Source organism: Oerskovia sp. NPDC060287, from assembly GCF_042726775.1.
GTDB classification, from domain to species: Bacteria; Actinomycetota; Actinomycetes; order Actinomycetales; family Cellulomonadaceae; genus Oerskovia; species Oerskovia merdavium.
Map to the genome: position 1 here is coordinate 1 of NZ_JBHXBO010000056.1, position 21,132 is coordinate 21,132.

At 72.2% G+C, this 21,132-nt stretch carries 16 protein-coding genes; 15 read left to right on the forward strand and 1 reads right to left on the reverse strand.

Annotated features, from left to right (window positions below):
- Nucleotides 1-50: 50 nt before the first annotated feature.
- Nucleotides 51-770, reverse strand: a complete 720-nt coding sequence (locus tag ACFWFR_RS07245) for a TIGR03085 family metal-binding protein (protein WP_377622089.1) — start codon at nt 768-770, stop codon at nt 51-53.
- 292 nt (nt 771-1,062) lie between these two features.
- Between ACFWFR_RS07245 and ACFWFR_RS07250 the strand changes: the two genes are divergently transcribed.
- The 15 genes from ACFWFR_RS07250 to pyk all read left to right on the forward strand — a co-directional run bounded on the left by ACFWFR_RS07250 (nt 1,063) and on the right by pyk (nt 21,105).
- On the forward strand, nt 1,063-2,994 hold the full coding sequence (locus tag ACFWFR_RS07250) for an ABC transporter ATP-binding protein (protein ID WP_377622096.1): 1,932 nt from the start codon (nt 1,063-1,065) through the stop codon (nt 2,992-2,994).
- Between the two features lie 98 nt (nt 2,995-3,092).
- Nucleotides 3,093-4,922, forward strand: coding sequence for an ABC transporter ATP-binding protein (locus ACFWFR_RS07255; RefSeq protein ID WP_377622098.1), 1,830 nt, complete (start codon nt 3,093-3,095; stop codon nt 4,920-4,922).
- Between the two features lie 203 nt (nt 4,923-5,125).
- On the forward strand, nt 5,126-5,509 hold the full coding sequence (hisI, locus tag ACFWFR_RS07260; RefSeq protein WP_377622100.1) for a phosphoribosyl-AMP cyclohydrolase: 384 nt from the start codon (nt 5,126-5,128) through the stop codon (nt 5,507-5,509).
- Nucleotides 5,506-7,092: an anthranilate synthase component I gene (locus tag ACFWFR_RS07265; RefSeq protein ID WP_377622090.1), complete on the forward strand. Its 1,587-nt coding sequence runs from the start codon at nt 5,506-5,508 to the stop codon at nt 7,090-7,092. Before hisI ends, ACFWFR_RS07265 begins: the two co-directional genes overlap by 4 nt.
- 44 nt (nt 7,093-7,136) lie before the next feature.
- On the forward strand, nt 7,137-7,838 hold the full coding sequence (locus tag ACFWFR_RS07270) for a Trp biosynthesis-associated membrane protein (protein ID WP_191804807.1): 702 nt from the start codon (nt 7,137-7,139) through the stop codon (nt 7,836-7,838).
- Nucleotides 7,839-7,918: 80 nt separating this feature from the next.
- Nucleotides 7,919-8,176, forward strand: a complete 258-nt coding sequence (locus ACFWFR_RS07275) for an HGxxPAAW family protein (protein WP_191804809.1) — start codon at nt 7,919-7,921, stop codon at nt 8,174-8,176.
- Between the two features lie 124 nt (nt 8,177-8,300).
- A complete protein-coding gene (locus tag ACFWFR_RS07280; protein WP_377622092.1) occupies nt 8,301-8,876 on the forward strand; it encodes a DUF4190 domain-containing protein in 576 nt (191 codons plus the stop codon).
- Nucleotides 8,877-8,898: 22 nt separating this feature from the next.
- The gene (locus tag ACFWFR_RS07285) at nt 8,899-9,333 is read left to right on the forward strand and encodes a DUF2752 domain-containing protein (protein ID WP_377622094.1); all 435 of its coding nucleotides are present in this window, start codon (nt 8,899-8,901) and stop codon (nt 9,331-9,333) included.
- A gap of 197 nt (nt 9,334-9,530) precedes the next feature.
- A complete protein-coding gene (gene trpC, locus ACFWFR_RS07290; RefSeq protein ID WP_191804815.1) occupies nt 9,531-10,343 on the forward strand; it encodes an indole-3-glycerol phosphate synthase TrpC in 813 nt (270 codons plus the stop codon).
- A gap of 46 nt (nt 10,344-10,389) precedes the next feature.
- A complete protein-coding gene (gene trpB / locus ACFWFR_RS07295) occupies nt 10,390-11,646 on the forward strand; it encodes a tryptophan synthase subunit beta (protein ID WP_191804817.1) in 1,257 nt (418 codons plus the stop codon).
- Nucleotides 11,643-12,506: a tryptophan synthase subunit alpha gene (gene trpA, locus ACFWFR_RS07300; protein ID WP_191804819.1), complete on the forward strand. Its 864-nt coding sequence runs from the start codon at nt 11,643-11,645 to the stop codon at nt 12,504-12,506. Before trpB ends, trpA begins: the two co-directional genes overlap by 4 nt.
- Nucleotides 12,503-13,402, forward strand: coding sequence for a prolipoprotein diacylglyceryl transferase (gene lgt, locus ACFWFR_RS07305; RefSeq protein ID WP_377616973.1), 900 nt, complete (start codon nt 12,503-12,505; stop codon nt 13,400-13,402). The genes trpA and lgt overlap by 4 nt, the downstream gene beginning before the upstream one ends.
- 141 nt (nt 13,403-13,543) lie before the next feature.
- Nucleotides 13,544-18,103: a glutamate synthase large subunit gene (gene gltB, locus ACFWFR_RS07310; RefSeq protein WP_191804823.1), complete on the forward strand. Its 4,560-nt coding sequence runs from the start codon at nt 13,544-13,546 to the stop codon at nt 18,101-18,103.
- Nucleotides 18,096-19,562, forward strand: coding sequence for a glutamate synthase subunit beta (locus tag ACFWFR_RS07315; protein WP_191804825.1), 1,467 nt, complete (start codon nt 18,096-18,098; stop codon nt 19,560-19,562). The genes gltB and ACFWFR_RS07315 overlap by 8 nt, the downstream gene beginning before the upstream one ends.
- A gap of 118 nt (nt 19,563-19,680) precedes the next feature.
- The gene (gene pyk / locus ACFWFR_RS07320; protein ID WP_377616975.1) at nt 19,681-21,105 is read left to right on the forward strand and encodes a pyruvate kinase; all 1,425 of its coding nucleotides are present in this window, start codon (nt 19,681-19,683) and stop codon (nt 21,103-21,105) included.
- The last annotated feature ends 27 nt before the right edge of the window (nt 21,106-21,132 follow it).

The following is a 21,132-nucleotide window of genomic DNA, read 5'->3' on the forward strand; positions in this document are numbered from 1 at the left end:
CGCTTGTCACGTGCACCCGACGGACCGAGCGGGCAGCGTGCCCGACGCCGTCACCCGCCCGAGCGCGGACCCGGCACCACGGCGTCGAGCGCCGCGCGGTCGGCAGCGTCGCCCTGGAGAGTCAGACCCGCATGGCGGCCTCGTCCGAACGCGTGGAGCACGAGCTCGCCGACCTCGCCCGTGACGACGACGGTGCCGGGCAGCCGCCCGTCGTCGGTCGGCCGCGTCGGCGGGGCCTTGACCGCGAGGCGCGGACCGCCGGGCACCACGAGCACGACCCCCACGGGGGACCGGCGGTAGAACAGGCGCGCACCACGCCGCAGCTGTGACCACAGGGCGTCCTGGAGCCCGGGCGAGAGGTCGCGCGACCTCTCCCCGGCGCCGCCCGACCCGCCGGGACCCGCGACCCAGGTGCCACGACGCACGTCCTCGGTGTGCACGAAGTACTCGACGAGGTTCACCAGGTTCCCTGCCCACGACCACGGGCTCCACGAGGCGGGCGCCTGCTCGATGCGCGCGAGCAGCGCAGCGTACCCGCCCGGTGCGAGCGCGGTCGCGGCGAGGTCCTGGAGCCTGGCGTCCGACCAGTCGTGCAGCGGGCCCCCGTTGGCCCCGGCCTGGGTCCAGGGCTGGTGCTCCCGCAGGATCATGTGCGCCGCGAGGTGGCGGGTCTGCCACCCGTCGCACAGGGTCGGGGCGTCGGGGCCGGCCTGGGTGAGTGCGTGGACGAGGGAGGCGCGCTCGTGGGCGTGCCAGGCGGTGGGCTGCATCAGGCCATGCTCGCACGCGGGACGGAGTGTCCCGTGTGAGAAGATCGTGCCAACCCCCCACGAAAGACGAGGATCGTCCGTGTCCGCGCGACGGAGCACCCCCACGAACACCACGCCTCGGACCCAGGACGCGCCCACCGGCGCAGCGTCCGACGGTCCGGACGGCACCAGCCCGCACCAGCCCACCTTCGTGGACGGGGTCTCCCGGCCCGGCCGCACGGCGCCCGCAGCACGGGGGGCGCGCGAACGGCACGCCCTGACCGGCTCACGGACCCGCAGGTCGCTCCAGCTCATGGGTCGCGGCATGCGGTCGCAGTGGCGCGTCTACGTCCTGGCGATCACGGCCTCCGCGCTGTTCGGCGCGACCACGGTCCTCATCAGCCTCGCGGTCGGCCGCGTGACGGACGAGGTCGTCGTCCCGGCGCTCGCGGGCGACGCGGACGCACGCGGCAACCTGTGGGTCGCGGGCCTCGTCCTGGTCGCGATCGCCCTCACGCTCGCCCTCACGGTCGCCGGCCGGCGCATCTTCGCGGGCTACGGCTACGCGAACATCCAGGCGGGGCACCGCACCGCGGTCACGCACCAGTACCTGCGGCTGCCCATGTCGTGGCACCGGGCGCACCCCGCCGGCCAGCTGCTCTCGAACGCGAACTCCGACGTCGAGGCCGCCACGGGCGTCTTCAACCCCCTGCCCTTCGCGCTGGGCGTGGTCGTGATGATCGGTGTCTCGGCGGTCATGCTCTTCCGCATCGACGTCTGGCTGGCGTGCGCCGCGCTCGTCGTGATCCCGGTCGCGATCGTGGTCAACGTCGTGTTCCAGAAGTACATGTCGCCCGCGATCACGCACGCGCAGCAGCTGCGGGCCGAGGTCTCCGACGTCGCGCACGAGAGCTTCGAGGCCGCGCTGCTGGTCAAGTCGCTCGGCACCGAGGCCCGCGAGGAGCGGCGCTTCGCCGCGCGGACCGACGAGCTGCGGGCGGCCAACGTCCGCGTGGGCGTGGTGCGGGCGTTCTTCGACCCGGTCATCGAGCTCCTGCCCTCGCTCGGCACGCTCCTGGTGCTGGGCGTGGGAGCCGCGCGGGTCGCTGCCGGTGCGGTCGACACGGGAGAGGTCGTGACGGCCGCCTACCTGCTGACGATCATGGCCGTCCCGGTCCGCGCGTTCGGCTGGGTCCTGGGCGAGCTGCCGCGCGCGCTCGTCGGCTACGAGCGCATCGCGAGCGTGCTCGACGCACCGGGCATCCCGGTCGCGGGAGAGCAGCGGCTTCCCGCCACCACCGGCGGTGCGTCCGTGCGGTTCGAGGGCGTGGGCGTCGACGTCCGGGCGGGCGGTCGTGACATCACGCTGCTCGACGACATCGAGCTCAACCTGGCCCCCGGCCGTACGGTGGCCGTCGTCGGTCCCACGGGCGCGGGCAAGACCACGCTCGTCTCGCTCCTGGCGCGCCTGTCCGACCCCACGCGCGGCCGGGTGCTCGTCGACGGTGTGGACGTGCGCGAGGCGCTCGCGGCCGACCTGACGAGCCAGGTCGCGCTCGTCGCGCAGTCGACGTTCATCTTCGAGGACACGGTCCGTTCCAACGTGACGCTCGCGGACCAGGGCGAGGGCCCCACCGACGAGCAGGTGTGGGACGCGCTGCGCCTGGCCAAGGTCGACGACGTGGTCTCCCGCCTGCCGGGTGGTCTCGACTCGCCCCTGGGGGAGCGCGGCTCCAACCTGTCGGGCGGTCAGCGGCAGCGGCTCGCGATCGCGCGCGCCCTGGTGCGCTCTCCGCGCCTGCTGGTGCTCGACGACGCGACCTCCGCCGTCGACCCCCGCGTGGAGCAGCAGATCCTCGCTGGCCTGCGCGGGGAGGGAACCGCGCCTGAGGGCGCAGGCCCGACGGCGGACCACCCCACGGTCGTCATGGTCGCCTACCGCATGTCGAGCGTCGCGCTCGCGGACCAGGTCGTCCACGTCGAGTCGGGGCGGGTGGTCGACGTCGGGACGCACACCGAGCTGCTCGCGCGCGACCCCGGCTACCGCGAGCTCGCCACGGCCTACCAGCGAGAGGCCGAGCGCCGCGCCGAGGCGGACGAGCTCGACGGTTCCGGGGAGTCGCCCGACGACGGGCGCAGACCTGCCGACCCCCTGCAGTCCGAGCGCGAGGACGTCGAGCGCCGCGAGCAGGAAGAGACCGACGAGATCGTGCGCCACGCCGAGGAAGGGACCGTGACCGAGTGAGCACCACCACCGCACCCACGTCGGCCCGCGGACGCCGCCGCCGGGCGAGGGCCACGGCCGAGCCCGAGGTCGTCGTCGAGGACGCGACCGGCGCGCGGATCGCCTCGGCGAGCACGCTGGGCGTCTTCGCGACCCTGCGCAAGGGCGTCCAGATGTCACCCGAGATCCTCGTGGGCATCTGGGGCACGCTGCTCCTGGCCGTGGTCGCGGCCCTCGGGCGGATCGTCGTCCCCATCACCGTCCAGCAGACGGTCGACAGCGGCATCATGGCCCCGGGCGGCCCCGACACGAGCCGGGTGGCGCTGCTGGTCGGCGCCGCAGCGGTCGTCCTGGTGGTCGCGGGCCTGTGCTCGGCCCTCGTCAACGTCCGCCTCTTCCGCTCGACCGAGGCGGGGCTCGCGAGCCTGCGCGTGCGGGCCTTCCGGCACGTGCACGACCTCTCGGTCCTCACCCAGAGCACCGAGCGGCGCGGGGCGCTGGTCTCGCGCGTCACGAGCGACGTCGACACCATCTCCCTGTTCGTCCAGTGGGGCGGCATCATGCTGCTCGTCTCGGTCCTGCAGATCGGCGCGGCGACGCTCCTCATGGCGTTCTACTCGTGGCAGCTCACGCTGCTCGTGTGGGCGTGCTTCGTCCCGCTGTTCCTGATCCTGCGCCCCGCGCAGGGGCGGGTCAACGGCGCGTACACCGCGCTGCGCGAGCGAGTGGGCGCGATGCTCGGGGCGATCTCCGAGTCGGTCGTGGGCGCCGAGACGATCCGCGCCTACGGCGTCGGCGAGCGCACCGCGCGCCGTGTCGACGCCGCGGTCGAGAGCACGCGCAAGGGCATGGTCCGTGCGCAGGTGCTCGTCTCGTCGGTCTTCTCGAGCGGCGTGCTCGTCGCGAACCTCGTGCTGGCCGTCGTGGTCGTCGTCGGCACGCTGCTGGGCATCGACGGGTCCATCACCGCGGGGCAGCTGCTCGCGTTCCTCTTCCTGGTCCAGCTCTTCACGGGCCCGGTGCAGATGGCGACCGAGATCCTCAACGAGCTGCAGAACGCCGTCGCGGGCTGGCGGCGCGTGCTGGCCGTGGTCGAGACGCCCGTCCAGGTGGTCGACAAGGGCGCCCAGGGCGTGCGCTCGGCCCGTGGCCCCGCGCACGTGCGGCTCGAGGACGTCCGGTTCGCCTACCCCGACGGTCCCGAGGTGCTGCACGGCGTGGACCTCGACTTCCCGGCGCGCACCTCGGTCGCGGTCGTGGGCGCGACGGGCTCGGGCAAGACGACGATCGCCAAGCTCGTCACGCGGCTCATGGACCCCACGTCCGGTGAGGTCCGCCTCGACGGCGTCGACCTGCGCGACCTGTCGGCCGCGAGCCTGCGCGAGCGCGTGGTCCTCGTCCCGCAGGAAGGGTTCCTGTTCGACGGGACGCTCGCCGAGAACATCGCCTACGGCGTGCGGGACACCGCGAACGGCGCTGCGGGCACGTCGGGCATCGCAGGCGAGACCCCGGGGCAGACCGCAGCCCGGCTCGCGGACCGCATCGACGCCGCGGTCGCCGAGCTCGGCCTGACCGACTGGGTCGCGGACCTGCCCGACGGGCTGGGCTCCGCCGTCGGGCAGCGGGGCGAGGCCCTGTCGGCGGGCGAGCGTCAGCTCGTCGCGATCGCGCGCGCGTACCTCGCCGAGGCCGACCTGCTGGTCCTCGACGAGGCGACGTCCGCGGTCGACCCCGCGACCGAGGTGCGCATCGCGCGTGCTCTCGACTCGCTGACGGCAGGGCGCAGCACCATCACGATCGCTCACCGTCTCTCGACCGCGGAGGCCGCGGACCTCGTCGTGGTCGTCGACGCGGGCCACGTGGTCGAGGTCGGGCCGCACGCCGAGCTCGCGGCCGCGGGCGGCGTCTACGCGTCGATGCACGCGTCCTGGGTCGCGCAGACCCGATGAGCGAGCAGCGGGGCGAGCGGGCCCCCGACGCGGGCGGACCCGGCGGCCGGTCGGCCTCCCCGGTCTCCCGGACCGCTGAGCGGGACGGGGACCCGGGCGCCCTGGGGATCTGGCAGGATTCTCGGGTGCCCCAGAACACCGCCCAGCCCGCCCCCGCAGACCAGCCCCTCGCCGCCGAGGAGCCCCACGACGTCGCCGACACGCTGCCCGCGACGCTCGCGGCCCGCCTCAAGCGCGACGCCGACGGGCTGGTCGCCGCGATCATCCAGCAGCACGACACGGGCGAGGTGCTCATGCTCGGCTGGATGGACGACGAGGCGCTGCGCCGGACGCTGACGACGGGCCGCGTGACCTTCTGGTCGCGCTCGCGCCAGGAGTACTGGCGCAAGGGCGACACGTCCGGCCACGCGCAGTGGGTCAAGTCCGTCGCGATCGACTGCGACGGCGACGCGCTGCTGGTCCGCGCCGACCAGGTGGGTGCGGCCTGCCACACGGGAGCCCGCACGTGCTTCGAGGCCGGCGGCGACCTGGGCGCAGCGGTGGGCCACCGCCCCGAGAACGAGACCTCCGAGGAGAAGACGCTGTGACCGGCTCGACGCCCCCGATCGACCCGACCGCCCCCGTGGTCCCCGCGGCAGGCCTGCCCTGGGGCGAGACCTGGCCTGCGGTCGAGGGCTTCCGCGTGCTCGCGACCTCGCGCCGCGTGGTTCCCGTGGTGCGTCGTCTCCTGGCCGACGACGTCACGCCCGTGGGTCTGTACCGCACCCTCGCGCAGGGGCGGCCCGGCACGTTCGTGCTGGAGTCGGCCGAGGTCGACGGCAGCTGGGCCCGCTACTCGTTCGTGGGGGTCGCGTCGCGCGCGACGCTCACCGCGCGCGACGGCCAGGCCGTCTGGACGGGGGATGTTCCCGCTGGGGTCCCGACCACGGGCGACGTGGTCGACGTGCTCGAGCGGACGCTCGACGCGCTGCGCACCCCGGCGATCGACGGGCTGCCGCCCCTGACCGGCGGTCTGGCCGGTGCGCTGGGATGGGACGTGGTGCGCCACTGGGAGCCGACGCTGCCCGGGAACGCGCCCGACGAGCTGGGCGTGCCCGAGGTCACGCTGTGCCTCGCGACCGACCTCGCGGTCGTCGACCACCGCGAGGGCAGCGTGTGGCTCGTGGCCAACGCGATCAACTTCGACGACACCGACGAACGGGTCGACGAGGCCTACGCCGACGCCGTGTCGCGGCTCGACCGCATGCAGCGCGAGCTCGTGGCGGGGACCGGGGGAGGGTCGTCGGCCGCGGTCGTCGCGGACGTCGCCGAGCCGGAGCTCGAGTTCCGCTCGACGCGCGAGGAGTTCGAGACCGCTGTGCTCGCGGGCAAGGACGCGATCCGCGACGGCGAGGTCTTCCAGATCGTGATCTCGCAGCGGCTCGACCTGGACTGCCCGGCCTCGCCGCTCGACGTCTACCGGGCCCTGCGGACCATCAACCCGAGCCCGTACATGTACTACTTCCAGCTCACGGACGCCGACGGCTCGGACTTCGCGGTGGTCGGGTCGAGCCCCGAGACGCTCGTCAAGGTCGACGACGGGCACGTGGTCACGTTCCCGATCGCCGGGTCGCGCCCGCGCGGTGCGACGCCCGAGCAGGACGTCGCGCTGGGTGAGGAGCTCCTCGCGGACCCCAAGGAGCGTGCCGAGCACCTCATGCTCGTCGACCTCTCGCGCAACGACCTGGTGAAGGTCTGCGAGCCGGCCTCGGTCGAGGTCGTCGAGTTCATGGTGACCAAGCGCTTCAGCCACATCATGCACCTGTGCTCGACCGTGGTCGGGACGCTGCGCCAGGGAGCCAGGGCGCTCGACGTGCTGCGCGCGACGTTCCCCGCGGGCACGCTCTCGGGCGCGCCCAAGCCCCGGGCCATCGCCCTGATCGACGAGCTCGAGCCCGCCTCGCGCGGGATCTACGGCGGGACGGTCGGCTACTTCGACTTCGACGGCAACATGGACATGGCGATCGCGATCCGCACCGCCCTGATCCGCGACGGACGGGCGAGCGTCCAGGCCGGGGGTGGGATCGTGGCCGACTCGGTGCCCGCGCTCGAGTACGAGGAGTCGCGCAACAAGGCCGCCGCGGCGGTCCGAGCCGTCCAGCTGGCCGCTCGGCTGCGGAGCCTCGCGTGAGCGGGCCTGGAGCGACCGGCTCTGCTGACGGCACGCCTGCGGCCGTGGCTCGAACGCCCCGCTCGTGGCGCCTCGCTCGCCGCAGCGCGATCCTGCTGCTGCTCGTGCTGGGCGCCGGTGCGCTCGCGGCGGCTGCCCCGACGTGGCTGCGCACCTCGGGGGCGACGGCCCTCGACGCCGACGTCCAGGTGCACGTCACGGGCACCACGGCGGCTCCCGGGGTGGGCGCGGGAGCCCTGGTCGTCGTGGCCGCAGCCCTCGCGCTGGGGCTCGTGGGCCGCATCGGGCGATGGGTCGTCCTGGTCGTGGCCGCGGCGAGCGGCGTCGTCGTGAGCGCGTCGGCCGCCGCGATCCTGCGCGACCCGGTGCCGGCGGCGACGTCGGCCGTCGCCGAGGCGACCGGGGTCACCGAGATGACGAGCGCCGTGACGCTCACGCCCTGGCCTGCGGTGGCGACGGCGGTCGGGGTCCTCGTGGTCGTCGCGGCCGTGTGGGCCGCGGTCTCCTCGCCCTCGTGGGGGCGTGTGTCCGCACGTCACGAGATCGTCCGGCCCGCGGCCGGGACACCCGTCGCCCGGCGCGAGGCGTCCACCGCGGAGGCCGGGATCGACGCTCCAGGGAGTCCTGCGCCGTCGGGCGCCCCGGGCAGGGCGGCCCAGCCCCCCGAGGCAGGACCGGCCGACGAGCCCGACGAGCAGGAGACGTGGGACTCGTTGACCCGCGGCGAGGACCCCACAGACCGCTGAGCATCACCTCCCGTCCGCACGAACAGACCGACCGACGTCCGATAGGCTGGACGCACATCTTGACGAAAGGCACACCCCCCATGGCCGAGAAGACGCCGCAGACCACCGAGATCTCCTACCTGCCGCCGTCGGCACCCCCCACGAACCACGGTCACACCGTGGCGGCGTGGTTCACCATGATCGGCATCATCGTCGGTGCGGTCGTCGCGGGAGTCGCCGTCGCGATCGCGACCGTGTGGATGTTCTGGGTCGGCATGGGCATCGTCGCGCTCGCGCTCGTCGGCGGCCTGGTCCTGCGCAACATGGGCTACGGGCAGCCGAAGGTCGCCCAGAGCTGACGTCTCCCGGGCGAGAGCCCGGACCGTCGCCACGCGCCGCGCACCCCAGGGGTGCGGGGCGCGTGCTGTACCACCGGTCGACCCGGGCACGACCCGGCCTTCCCAGCAGAGAGCAGAGCGTCCCATGAGCTATCCCCCCACCCCTCCGACGGACCCGTACCGTCCCGCCGGCGAGGAGCCGGAGGGAACCGGGCAGCAGGGCCCGGTACCTCCCGCGTACCCGGGCTACCCGCAGCAGAGCCCGTCTCCCTACGGCGCCCCCGCGCCCGGGACCCCGGACGGTGGGTACCCGCAGTACGGCGCCCCCGCGCAGCAGCCGCCCTACGGCGCCGCGCAGCAGCCGTACGGCGCACCCGGGCAGGCGCCGTACGGCGCGACGCCCTACGGCGCGACACCGGTACCCGGAGGTGCGTACGGCTACTTCCCCCGCAACGACCTGGGGATCTGGGCGTTCGTGCTCGGCATCGCGTCGATCGTCCTGTCCTGCGGCTTCTTCACGGGGATCCCGGCGATCATCGTCGGGAGCAAGGCCAAGCGGGCCGTGGCGGCAGGGGAGGCCAACAACGGTGGTCTCGCGCTCGCCGGCGTGATCCTCGGCTGGGTCGGGATCGCGCTCTCGGTCATCGGCGTGATCTTCCTGATCGCGATCGTCGCCTCGCCCGAGTTCCAGGCAGGGTTCCAGGAGGGGTACTACGGCTGAGCCGCGTGCATCCGACGCCCCCGTGAGCGAGGTCCCCGCGGGGGCGTCGGGCGTGCCCGCCAGCCGGTGGCGCGGCGCCGCAGCACCGCTCGTCCTCGGGGCAGGTGTGGCGGGGGCGACCCTCGTGCTCGCGCTCGTCGACCCGCACGAGGGCGGCTACCCGCTGTGCCCGCTGCTCGCGCTCACGGGGTGGGCCTGCCCGGCGTGCGGCGGGCTGCGAGCGACGCACGACCTCGCGACGGGCGACCTGGCCGGGGCCTGGGCCATGAACCCCCTGTGGGTGGTCGTCGTGCCGTTCCTCGTCGTCGCCTGGGCGCTGTGGGTCCGGCGAGCGTGGCTCGGGACACGGGCCCGAGCGGTTCCCGCCTGGACGGGCGTGGTCGCGCTGGTGGTCCTGATGGCCTTCGGCGTCGCGCGGAACATCCCCGCGCTCGTGCCGTTGCTCGGGCCATCCTGACCCGCCACGGGGCCCTCGGCGAGCATCTCGCGGGATGACACGTGTCCCTGGTCACTCTCGGGCGGCCCTACGATGGCAGGTATCTCCCTGTCAATGGTTCGCGGAGAGATGCTGCAGGCGACTCGTCACGGTCGCGGCGGCCGGACCCGCGCACCTGAGCTGGCACGGAGTCGACGACGAGCACGGGGAGATATCACATGACGGTTCTGGAGGACATCGTCGCGGGGGTCCGCGAGGATCTTGCGGAGCGCCAGGCGAAGACCACCCTGGACGAGCTGAAGGAGCGCGCCGCCCGCGCGCCCGGCGCCCTCGACTGCGTCAGCCGCCTCAAGGCCGAGGACGCTGTCGCTGTCATCGCCGAGGTCAAGCGGTCGAGCCCGAGCAAGGGGAACCTGGCGGCCATCGCGGACCCGGCCTCGCTCGCCTCGGAGTACGAGAAGGGCGGCGCGGCCGTCATCTCGGTGCTGACCGAGCAGCGTCGCTTCAACGGCAGCCTCGCAGACCTCGACGCGGTCCGGGCCAAGGTGGACATCCCGGTCCTGCGCAAGGACTTCGTGGTCACGCCGTACCAGGTCTGGGAGGCTCGCGCCCACGGTGCGGACCTGGTCCTGCTGATCGTCGCAGCCCTCGAGCAGACGGTGCTGACGTCGCTCGTCGAACGGGTCCACTCGCTCGGCATGACGGCTCTCGTCGAGGTGCACACCCTCGACGAGGTCACGCGCGCGATCGACGCCGGTGCCCGCGTGATCGGGGTCAACGCGCGCAACCTCAAGACGCTCGAGGTCGACCGGACCACGTTCGCGCGACTGGCTCCGGCCATCCCGGACGAGCTGGTCCGGATCGCCGAGTCCGGTGTCCGCGGCCCGCACGACGTGATGGACTACGCACGGTCGGGGGCGCACGCCGTCCTCGTCGGCGAGGCCCTGGTCACGGACGACGCACCGCGCGCCTCGGTCGCCGACCTCGTGGCGGCCGGCTCGCACCCGTCCCTGTGGTCCGTCCGGCCCTGATCCCACCCCAGACAACGTAGATCCCGCACCGAGGAGGTCAGGCCGCGTGCCCGACGCAACACCTTCCCTGCAGAACCAGCAGGGCCCGTACTTCGGGGACTTCGGCGGACGGTTCGTCCCGGAAGCGCTGATCGCCGCGCTCGACGAGCTCGAGGCCGAGTACCGCAAGGCGGTCGTCGACCCGACGTTCCAGGACGAGCTCGCCCGTCTCCACCGCGAGTACACCGGTCGCCCCAACCCGCTGACGGAGGTGCCCCGGTTCGCGGAGCACGCCGGGGGAGCGAGGGTGTTCCTCAAGCGTGAGGACCTCAACCACACCGGCTCGCACAAGATCAACAACGTGCTCGGTCAGGCCCTGCTCGTCAAGCGCATGGGCAAGAAGCGCGTGATCGCCGAGACGGGCGCCGGGCAGCACGGGGTCGCCACGGCCACGGCCGCAGCCCTCATGGACCTCGAGTGCGTCGTCTACATGGGCGAGGAGGACACCGAGCGCCAGGCGCTCAACGTCGCGCGCATGCGGCTCCTCGGCGCGACCGTGGTCCCGGTGACCATCGGCTCGCGCACGCTCAAGGACGCGATCAACGAGGCGCTGCGCGACTGGGTCGCCAACGTCGACTCGACGCACTACCTGCTGGGCACCGTGACGGGCCCCCACCCGTTCCCGGAGATGGTCCGCGACTTCCACAGGATCATCGGCGAGGAGGCGCGCGCACAGATCCTCGACCGGATCGGACGCCTGCCCGACGCGCTCGCGGCGTGCGTGGGCGGCGGGTCGAACGCCATGGGCCTGTTCAACGCGTTCCTGGACGACAAGGACGTGGCGCTCTACGGCTTCGAGGCCGGCGGAGAGGGCGTCTCGACCGGCAAGCACGCGGCCCGATTCAGCGGAGGTGCCCCGGGGGTGCTCCACGGAGCCCGGTCCTACCTTCTGCAGGACGAGGACGGGCAGACCCTGCCCAGCCACTCGATCTCGGCAGGCCTGGACTACCCGAGCGTGGGCCCCGCCCACTCGTGGCTGCACGACCTCGGCCGTGCGACCTACGAGCCCGTCTCGGACGTCGAGGCCATGGAGGCGTTCCGGCTCCTGTGCCGCACCGAGGGGATCATCCCGGCGATCGAGTCGGCGCACGCCCTCGCCGGCGCGCTGCGGATCGGCCGGGAGGCTCAGGCCGCGGGCAAGGAGGACACCGTGATCCTCGTGAACCTCTCGGGTCGCGGGGACAAGGACGTCGCCACCGCGGCGCGGTGGTTCGACCTGATCGACGCGGACACCGTGGTCGACGGCGAAGGGAGCAGCTTGTGAGCGCGACAGCCGGAGGCGTCCAGGCGCCCTACCGCACCGCGGCGCGGATCGAGGAGGTGTCCGCCCAGGGGCGGGCTGCCCTCATCGGCTACCTGCCCGTGGGCTACCCGAGCGTCGAGGGGACGGTCGAGGTGGCGAAGGCGCTCGTCGAGTCCGGCGTCGACATCATCGAGCTCGGCCTGCCGTACACGGACCCCGTCATGGACGGGCCCGTCATCCAGCAGGCGGTCGAGCACTCCCTCTCCGCCGGGACCCGCGTCCGCGACGTCTTCACGGCCGTCCAGGCCGTGGCGGCGCTGGGCGTGCCCGTCCTGGTCATGACCTACTGGAACCCCGTGCTGCGCTACGGCGTGGAGGCCTTCGCGCGCGACCTGGCGGCCGCCGGCGGAGCAGGGCTCATCACGGCCGACCTGATCCCGGACGAGGCGGGGGAGTGGATCGCCGCTGCCGACGCCCACGGCCTCGACAAGGTCTTCCTCGTCGCTCCGAGCTCGACCCCCGAGCGTCTGCGCCTCACGGCCGCGGCCTCGCGCGGGTTCGTCTACGCTGCCTCGACCATGGGCGTGACGGGAGTCCGGTCCGAGGTGGGCAGCAAGGCCGAGGAGCTGGTCGCGGCGACGCGCGCAGCAGGCGGCGAGCACGTGTGCGTCGGCCTCGGCGTCTCGACCGGTGCCCAGGCCGCACAGGTCGGCCGGTACGCCGACGGCGTGATCGTCGGTTCCGCGTTCGTCCGCCCGCTCCTGGGCGAGGAGCCCTGGGACGAGCGGCTCGAGCAGGTGCGCGCGGTCGCGCGCGACCTCGCGCACGGTGTCCGTTCTGCTCGGTCGAGCGACGAGACCACGCGGAAGGTGACGTCATGACCGGGCTCGTGTCCGCCGTCGGGCCGCTGGTGGCCTCGATCCCCAGCCCGTCCCAGCACACCTGGTACCTGGGCCCCTTCCCGTTGCGCGCCTACGCGCTCGCGATCCTCGCCGGCATCGCGGTCGCGGTCTGGCTCACCCGCAAGCGGTGGGCAGAGCGCGGCGGCGACCCCGAGGACGTGCTGGAGATCGCCTTCTGGGCCGTGCCCTTCGGCATCGTCGGTGGGCGTCTCTACCACGTCATCTCGACGCCGGACCCGTACTGGGGACCGGACGGGGACCCGCTCAAGGCGTTGCGGATCTGGGACGGCGGCCTCGGGATCTGGGGGGCCATCGCGCTCGGCGCGGTCGGTGCCTACATCGGCTGTCGCCGGCAGAAGGTCAGCTTTGCAGCCTTCGCCGACGCGCTCGCACCGGGGCTGCTGCTCGCGCAGGCGATCGGCCGGCTCGGCAACTGGTTCAACCAGGAGCTGTTCGGCGGCCCGACCACGCTCCCGTGGGGTCTGCAGATCTCCGACCAGTACCTCCCGGCGGGCTACGAGTCCGGGACGCTGTTCCACCCGACGTTCCTCTACGAGCTCTTGTGGAACGTCGCTGCGGCGTTCCTGCTCATCTACCTCGACCGTCGCTTCAGGTTGGGTCATGGTCGGGTATTCTGGCTGTACGTTCTCTTCTACACGCTTGGCCGCGTGTGGATCGAGATGCTTCGCATCGACACGGCCGAGCTGGTGCTCGGCCTCCGACTGAACGTCTGGACCTCCATCCTGGTCGGAGTCGGTGCGTTGATAGCGTTTATCGTTATCGGGCGCCGACACCCAGGGCGCGAAGAGACAGTATCGCTCGATGCTGCGGAGCCCGAGCAGGCAGGTGCTGGCCGACCCGACCCAGGTCACTGAGGCACCCGTCTTTTCATAGGCGAACCCGCTGGACAACCGTCCAGCTGGTTCAGTCATGTCCGTTGGGCCGATGAAGTCCCACAATCCCCCAAGTTGGATCAAAGCCCGGCCCATGGCCGGGCGCCTGTGAGGACGGTGTTGATGACCACGCCGCTGCACCGGGCTGCTGCGCCTTCGGCACAGGGCCTGTATGACCCTGTGGCCGAGCACGACGCGTGCGGCGTCGCCTTCGTGGCGACGCTCCGCGGCACACCCGGACGCGACATCGTTGACGCGGGGCTCACGGCCCTGCTCAACCTGGACCACCGCGGCGCCGTCGGCGCCGAGGAGAACAGCGGAGACGGGGCAGGCATCCTGACCCAGATCCCCGACGCCTTCGTGCGGGACGTGGTTGACGTGGACCTCCCGCCGGCCGGGCACTACGCGATCGGCATGGCCTTCCTCCCGCAGGACGCGGAGGCCGCCGCCGAGGTCGTGCGACAGGTCGAGGCCATCGCGGCCGAGGAACGACTCGTCGTCCTCGCCTGGCGCGACGTCCCCGTCACCGCCGACCTCGTCGGGCCGAGCGCGCGGGCATCCATGCCCACGTTCCGCCAGCTCGTCGTGGCGGACCTGACGCGGGAGCTGTCCGGGCTCGACCTGGACCGACGCACGTATCGCCTGCGCAAGCGCGCCGAGCACGAGCTCGGGCTGTTCTTCGCCTCGCTGTCGTCCCGCACGCTCACCTACAAGGGCATGCTGACCGTCGCGCAGCTCGAGCCGTTCTTCCCGGACCTCTCGGACCCGCGCTATGCGAGCGAGCTCGCCCTCGTCCACTCGCGCTTCTCGACCAACACGTTCCCGTCCTGGCCGCTCGCGCAGCCGTTCCGCATGATCGCGCACAACGGCGAGATCAACACGGTGCGCGGCAACCGCAACTGGATGGCCGCGCGCCAGGGCATGCTCGCGAGCGACAAGCTGGGCGACCTCGCCCCGCTGCTGCCCGTGTGCTCGGAGGGATCGAGCGACTCGGCGAGCTTCGACGAGGTGCTCGAGCTCCTGCACCTCTCGGGCCGTTCCCTGCCCCACGCCGTCCTCATGATGGCGCCCGAGGCCTGGGAGAACCACGCCGAGATGGACCCGGACCGCCGGGCGTTCTACGAGTACCACTCCACGCTCATGGAGCCGTGGGACGGGCCCGCCTGCCTCAACTTCACCGACGGCACCCTCATCGGTGCCGTGCTGGACCGCAACGGGCTGCGCCCGGGGCGCTACTGGGTGACCGAGGACGGCCTCGTCGTCCTGGCCTCCGAGGCCGGGGTCCTGGACCTCGACCCGGCGACGATCGTCCGCAAGGGGCGCCTCGAGCCGGGACGCATGTTCCTCGTCGACACCGGCCAGGGCCGGATCATCGAGGACGAGGAGGTCAAGGGTCAGCTTGCCGCCCAGCGCCCCTACGCGCAGTGGGTCGCCGAGAACTCGGTCTACCTCGAGAACCTGCCCGAGCGCGAGCACGTGGCGCACAGCCCTGCCTCGGTCCAGCGTCGTCAGCGCGCCTTCGGGTACACCGAGGAGGAGCTGCGGATCCTGCTCACGCCCATGGCCAGCACGGGCGCCGAGCCGCTCGGCGCGATGGGGACGGACACGCCCATCGCGGTGCTGTCCAGCCGTCCTCGCCTCCTGTTCGACTACTTCACGCAGATGTTCGCGCAGGTGACCAACCCGCCGCTCGACGCGATCCGTGAGGAGCTGGTCACCTCGATCGGCGGGGCGATCGGTCCCGAGCCGAACCTGCTCGACGACAGCCCGCTGCACGCGCGCAAGCTGATCCTGCCCTTCCCGGTGCTGGACAACGACGAGCTCGCGAAGATCCTGCGCGTCGACCGCGACCCGAGCCTCGAGGGGATCTTCCGGTCCGTCACGGTCAAGGGGCTCTACCCCGTCAGCGGCGGGGGAGAAGCCCTGCACGCGCGGCTCGAGGAGATCTTCGCCGAGGTCGACGAGCACGTCGCCGACGGTGCGAGCTTCATCGTTCTCTCCGACCGCGACTCCAACCAGGAGCTCGCGCCCATCCCGTCGCTGCTCCTGTCGAGCGCGGTGCACCACCACCTGCTGCGCCGGCACACCCGCACCCAGGTCTCGCTCGTCGTGGAGGCCGGGGACGTCCGGGAGGTGCACCACGTGGCGCTCCTCATCGGCTACGGCGCCGCGGCGGTCAACCCGTACCTCGCGATGGAGTCCGTCGAGGACCTCGCCCGGTCCGGGTTCGTCACGGTCGAGCCGGAGAAGGCGGTCAAGAACCTCATCAAGGCGCTCGGCAAGGGCGTCCTGAAGGTCATGAGCAAGATGGGCATCTCGACCATCTCCTCGTACCGCGGGGCACAGGTCTTCGAGGCGCTCGGTCTGTCGCACGAGCTCGTCGCGGACTACTTCGCGGGCACCACGAGCCGGCTCGGGGGCATCGGCCTCGACGTGCTCGCGGCCGAGGTCGCGGCCCGTCACGCCGAGGCCTACCCGGCCTCGGGCAACCACCAGGCGCACGTCCGTCTCACCACGGGCGGCGAGTACCAGTGGCGTCGCGACGGCGAGGAGCACCTGTTCGACCCGGAGACGGTCTTCCGTCTGCAGCACGCGACGCGTGAGCGCCGGTACGACATCTTCCGTCAGTACACGCAGCGCGTCGACGACCAGTCGACGCGACTCATGACCCTCCGTGGCCTCCTGGAGTTCAAGGACGGTCAGCGTCCGGCCATCTCGATCGACGAGGTCGAGCCGGTCAGCGAGATCGTCAAGCGCTTCAACACGGGAGCCATGTCGTACGGCTCGATCTCGGCCGAGACGCACGAGACACTGGCCATCGCCATGAACCGTCTCGGCGGTCGCTCGAACACGGGCGAGGGGGGCGAGGAGCCGGAGCGTCTGTACGACCCGGAGCGTCGCTCGAAGGTCAAGCAGATCGCCTCGGGCCGGTTCGGTGTCACCTCGGAGTACCTGACCGCGGCGGACGACATCCAGATCAAGCTCGCCCAGGGTGCCAAGCCCGGCGAGGGCGGTCAGCTCCCCGGCCACAAGGTCTACCCGTGGATCGCCAAGACACGGCACTCGACGCCGGGCGTCGGTCTCATCTCGCCGCCTCCGCACCACGACATCTACTCGATCGAGGACCTGGCGCAGCTCATCCACGACGCCAAGAACGCGAACCCGTCGGCGCGCGTGCACGTCAAGCTCGTGAGCGAGTTCGGCGTGGGCACCGTGGCGACCGGCGTGTCCAAGGCGCACGCGGACGTCGTCCTCATCTCGGGGCACGACGGCGGCACGGGCGCGAGCCCGTTGACCTCGCTCAAGCACGCGGGCACCCCGTGGGAGCTCGGCCTGGCCGAGACCCAGCAGACGCTCGTGCTGAACAACCTGCGCGACCGCATCGTGGTGCAGGTCGACGGGCAGATGAAGACGGGCCGCGACGTCGTCGTCGGCGCGCTGCTCGGCGCCGAGGAGTTCGGCTTCGCGACCGCACCCATGGTCGTCTCGGGCTGCGTCATGATGCGCGTGTGCCACCTGGACACCTGTCCGGTGGGTGTCGCGACCCAGAACCCCGAGCTGCGTGCCCGCTTCACGGGCAAGCCCGAGTTCGTCGTGAACTTCTTCGAGTTCATCGCCGAGGAGGTGCGCGAGCACCTGGCGCGCCTGGGGTTCCGGTCGATCGAGGAGGCCGTGGGCCACGTCGAGGCGCTCGACACCCGGCAGGCGATCGAGCACTGGAAGGCCCAGGGGCTCGACCTCGCGCCCGTGCTCGAGAAGCCCCAGCCGCTCGAGGGCTCGTCGCTGCGCAACACGACCACCCAGGACCACGGTCTCGACAAGGCGCTCGACAACCAGCTCATCGCGCTGGCCGCCGACGCCCTGGAGAACCGCGAGCCTGTCCGGATCGCGCTGCCGATCCGCAACGTCAACCGCACCGTGGGGACCATGCTCGGTCACGAGGTGACCAAGCGGTACCGCGGCGAGGGGCTGGCCGACGACACGATCGACGTCTCCCTCACGGGGTCCGCAGGCCAGTCGATGGGGGCGTTCCTGCCCCGCGGCATCACGCTGCGCCTCTTCGGCGACGCGAACGACTACGTGGGCAAGGGCCTCTCGGGCGGACGCATCATCGTCCGTCCGGACCGCTCGGCAGTCCTCACGGGGTCGAGCAACGTCGTGGCAGGCAACGTGATCGGCTACGGCGCGACGTCCGGGCAGATCCTCCTGCGCGGGCTCGTGGGCGAGCGCTTCGCGGTCCGCAACTCCGGGGCGACCTTGGTCGTCGAGGGAGTGGGCGACCACGGGCTCGAGTACATGACCGGCGGTTCGGTGCTGATCCTCGGCCCGACCGGCCGCAACCTCGGCGCGGGCATGTCCGGAGGGACGGCCTACGTGCTGGACCTGCGGCCCGCGGCCATGAACACCGCTGCGGTCGCGACGGGCGAGCTCCTGCTCGACCCGCTCGACGACGTCGACGCGGCTCTCGTCGAAGGTCTGGTCCGTACGCACCTGGAGGAGACGGGCTCGACCGTCGCGGCCGAGCTGCTCGAGGACTTCGACGCTGCGCGTGCTCGCTTCACGCGCATCCTGCCTGCCGAGTTCGCCCGTGTGCGCAAGGCGCTCGCGCAGGCCGAGCTCGACGGGCTCGACCCCGCCGCCCCGGGCGTGTGGGACCAGATCTTGGAGGTGGCTCGTGGCTGATCCCCGTGGATTCCTGAAGGTGCGGGAGCGCGAGCTCCCGCCCAACCGTCCGGTCGAGGTGCGTCTGCGCGACTGGCGCGACGTGCACGAGCACCTGGTCGAGGGGCAGCCGTTCCTCAAGGAGCAGGCGGGCCGCTGCATGGACTGCGGCATCCCGTTCTGCCACCAGGGCTGCCCCCTCGGGAACCTGATCCCCGAGTGGAACGACCTGGTCTGGCGCGACCAGTGGGCCGAGGCGAGCGAGCGGCTGCACGAGACCAACAACTTCCCGGAGTTCACGGGACGTGTGTGCCCGGCACCGTGCGAGTCGAGCTGCGTGCTCGGCATCAACCAGCCGGCCGTGACCATCAAGAACGTCGAGGTCTCGATCATCGACGAGGCGTTCGCCCGCGGGCTGGTCACGCCGCAGGTGCCGCAGCGTCTGACGGGCTCGACGGTCGCGGTCGTCGGTTCGGGGCCCGCCGGCCTGGCCGCGGCCCAGCAGCTGACGCGCGCCGGTCACACGGTCGTCGTCTACGAGCGTGACGCCGCGATCGGCGGCCTGCTGCGGTTCGGCATCCCGGACTTCAAGCTCGAGAAGCTGCACATCGACCGCCGCCTGGCGCAGATGGAGGCCGAGGGCACTCGTTTCCGTCCGGGCGTCGAGATCGGTGTGGACATCACCTGGGACGAGCTGCGGCGCCGCTTCGACGCCGTGGTCCTCGCGACCGGTGCCACGGTCCCGCGCGCCCTCCAGGTCCCGGGCAACGACCTCCCCGGCGTGCACTTCGCCATGGAGTTCCTGCACCAGGCCAACACGGTGGTCGCGGGCGGCGTGGTCGAGGACCAGATCCTCGCGACGGGCAAGAACGTGATCGTCATCGGTGGCGGCGACACCGGCTCCGACTGCCTGGGCACCTCGCTCCGGCAGGGGGCGGCGAGCGTCACGACGCTCGCCATCGGCAAGAAGCCGCCGCTCGAGCGCTCGGCCACGCAGCCCTGGCCGACCGACCCGATCCTCTTCGAGGTCTCCTCCTCGCACGAGGAGGGTGGCGAGCGGGCCTACCTGGCCTCGACCGTCGACTTCCTCGCGGGCGAGGACGGCCGGGTGCGTGCCCTGCGCGTCGCCGAGACCGAGTACCTCCCGGACGGACGGCGCGTCCCGAAGGCCGGCACCGAGAAGGAGATCCCTGCCGATCTCGTGCTCGTGGCCATGGGCTTCACGGGACCGGAGACGCAGACGCTCTCGGAGCAGTCGGAGATCGGCCTCACGGCGCGCGGCCTGGTCGCGCGCGGCGACGACTTCGCGACCACCGTCCCCGGCGTGTTCGTCGCCGGGGACGCGGGGCGCGGGCAGTCGCTCATCGTGTGGGCCATCGCCGAGGGCCGGGCCGCAGCAGCGTCGGCCGACGCGTACCTGCAGGGGCGCACCGAGCTCCCCGCCCCGGTGCGCGCTTCGACCGTGTCGCTGAGAGCATGACAAGAGTGTGAGACGCGCCCCGGCGTCCGTGAGGACGTCCGGGGTGGAGACGGGGCCCAGGCAGGGGCCCGAGGCGGTCCGGTTCCGCCGGACACGAAGGAACAACGAGGCTGGAGAAATGCGCAGAGCAAAGATCGTTTGCACCATCGGACCCGCGACCGAGTCGAAGGAACAGCTCCGGGCGCTCGTCGACGCCGGGATGGACGTGGCGCGGATCAACCGCAGCCACGGCAGTGCCGAGGAGCACGAGGCCGTCTACCACGGCGTGCGCGAGGCCGCAGCGGCGTCGGGCCGTTCCGTGGCCGTGCTCGTCGACCTCCAGGGGCCCAAGATCCGCCTGGGTCGCTTCGGCGGCGACGAGAAGCACTGGCTCAACGAGGGCGACATCTTCACCATCACGACCGAGGACGTCGTGGGCACCAAGGAGCTCGTCTCCACGACCCACAAGGGTCTTCCCGGGGACGCGCGCGTCGGCGACCCGATCCTGATCGACGACGGCAAGGTGCTCGTCCGCGTCACCGCGGTCGAGGGCCCCCGGGTCGTCACCCGTGTCGAGGTGGCCGGACCGGTCTCCAACAACAAGGGTCTGAACCTGCCGGGTGTCGCGGTCTCCGTGCCGGCGCTGTCCGAGAAGGACCGCGACGACCTGCGCTGGGCACTTCGCCTCGGTGCGGACATCATCGCGCTGTCGTTCGTCCGTTCCGCGGCCGACTTCGACGACGTGAAGTCGATCATGGACGAGGAGGGCCGCTCGGTCCCCGTCATCGCCAAGATCGAGAAGCCGCAGGCCGTCGAGAACCTCGCGGAGATCATCGACGCGTTCGACGGCGTCATGGTCGCCCGTGGTGACCTCGCGGTCGAGCTCCCGCTCGAGCAGGTCCCGCTCGTGCAGAAGCGCATCGTCGAGCTCGCTCGTCGCAACGCCAAGCCGGTCATCGTCGCGACGCAGGTGCTCGAGTCCATGACGAACTCGCCGCGCCCCACGCGCGCCGAGGCGTCGGACTGCGCGAACGCGGTCCTCGACGGGGCCGACGCCGTCATGCTCTCGGGCGAGACGAGCGTGGGCGACTTCCCGATCCTGACGGTCCAGACCATGGCCCGCATCATCGAGGCGACCGAGGAAGCGGGCCGTGAGCGCATGGCACCGCTCGGCTCGACCCCGCACACGCGTGGTGGCGCCATCACGCGTGCCGCAGCCGAGATCGGTGAGGTCCTGGGTGCGAAGTACCTCGCGACCTTCACGCAGTCGGGCGACTCGGCGCGACGCATGTCGCGTCTGCGCTCGTCGATCCCGCTGCTCGCGTTCACGCCGCGCGAGCACGTGCGCAACGTCCTGTCGCTCACGTGGGGCACCCAGTCGTACCAGGTGCCCGAGGTCGCGAACACCGACGCGATGGTCGGTCAGGTCGACACGACCCTCCAGGCCAACGGCCTCGCCGAGGTCGGTGACCTCGTGGTCGTCGTCTCGGGCGCCCCGGTGGGCCAGCCCGGCACGACGAACTCGATCCTCGTGCACCGGATCGGTGACAGCACGGACGTCTGATCCGCGCTGACCGCTCGACGAAGGCCC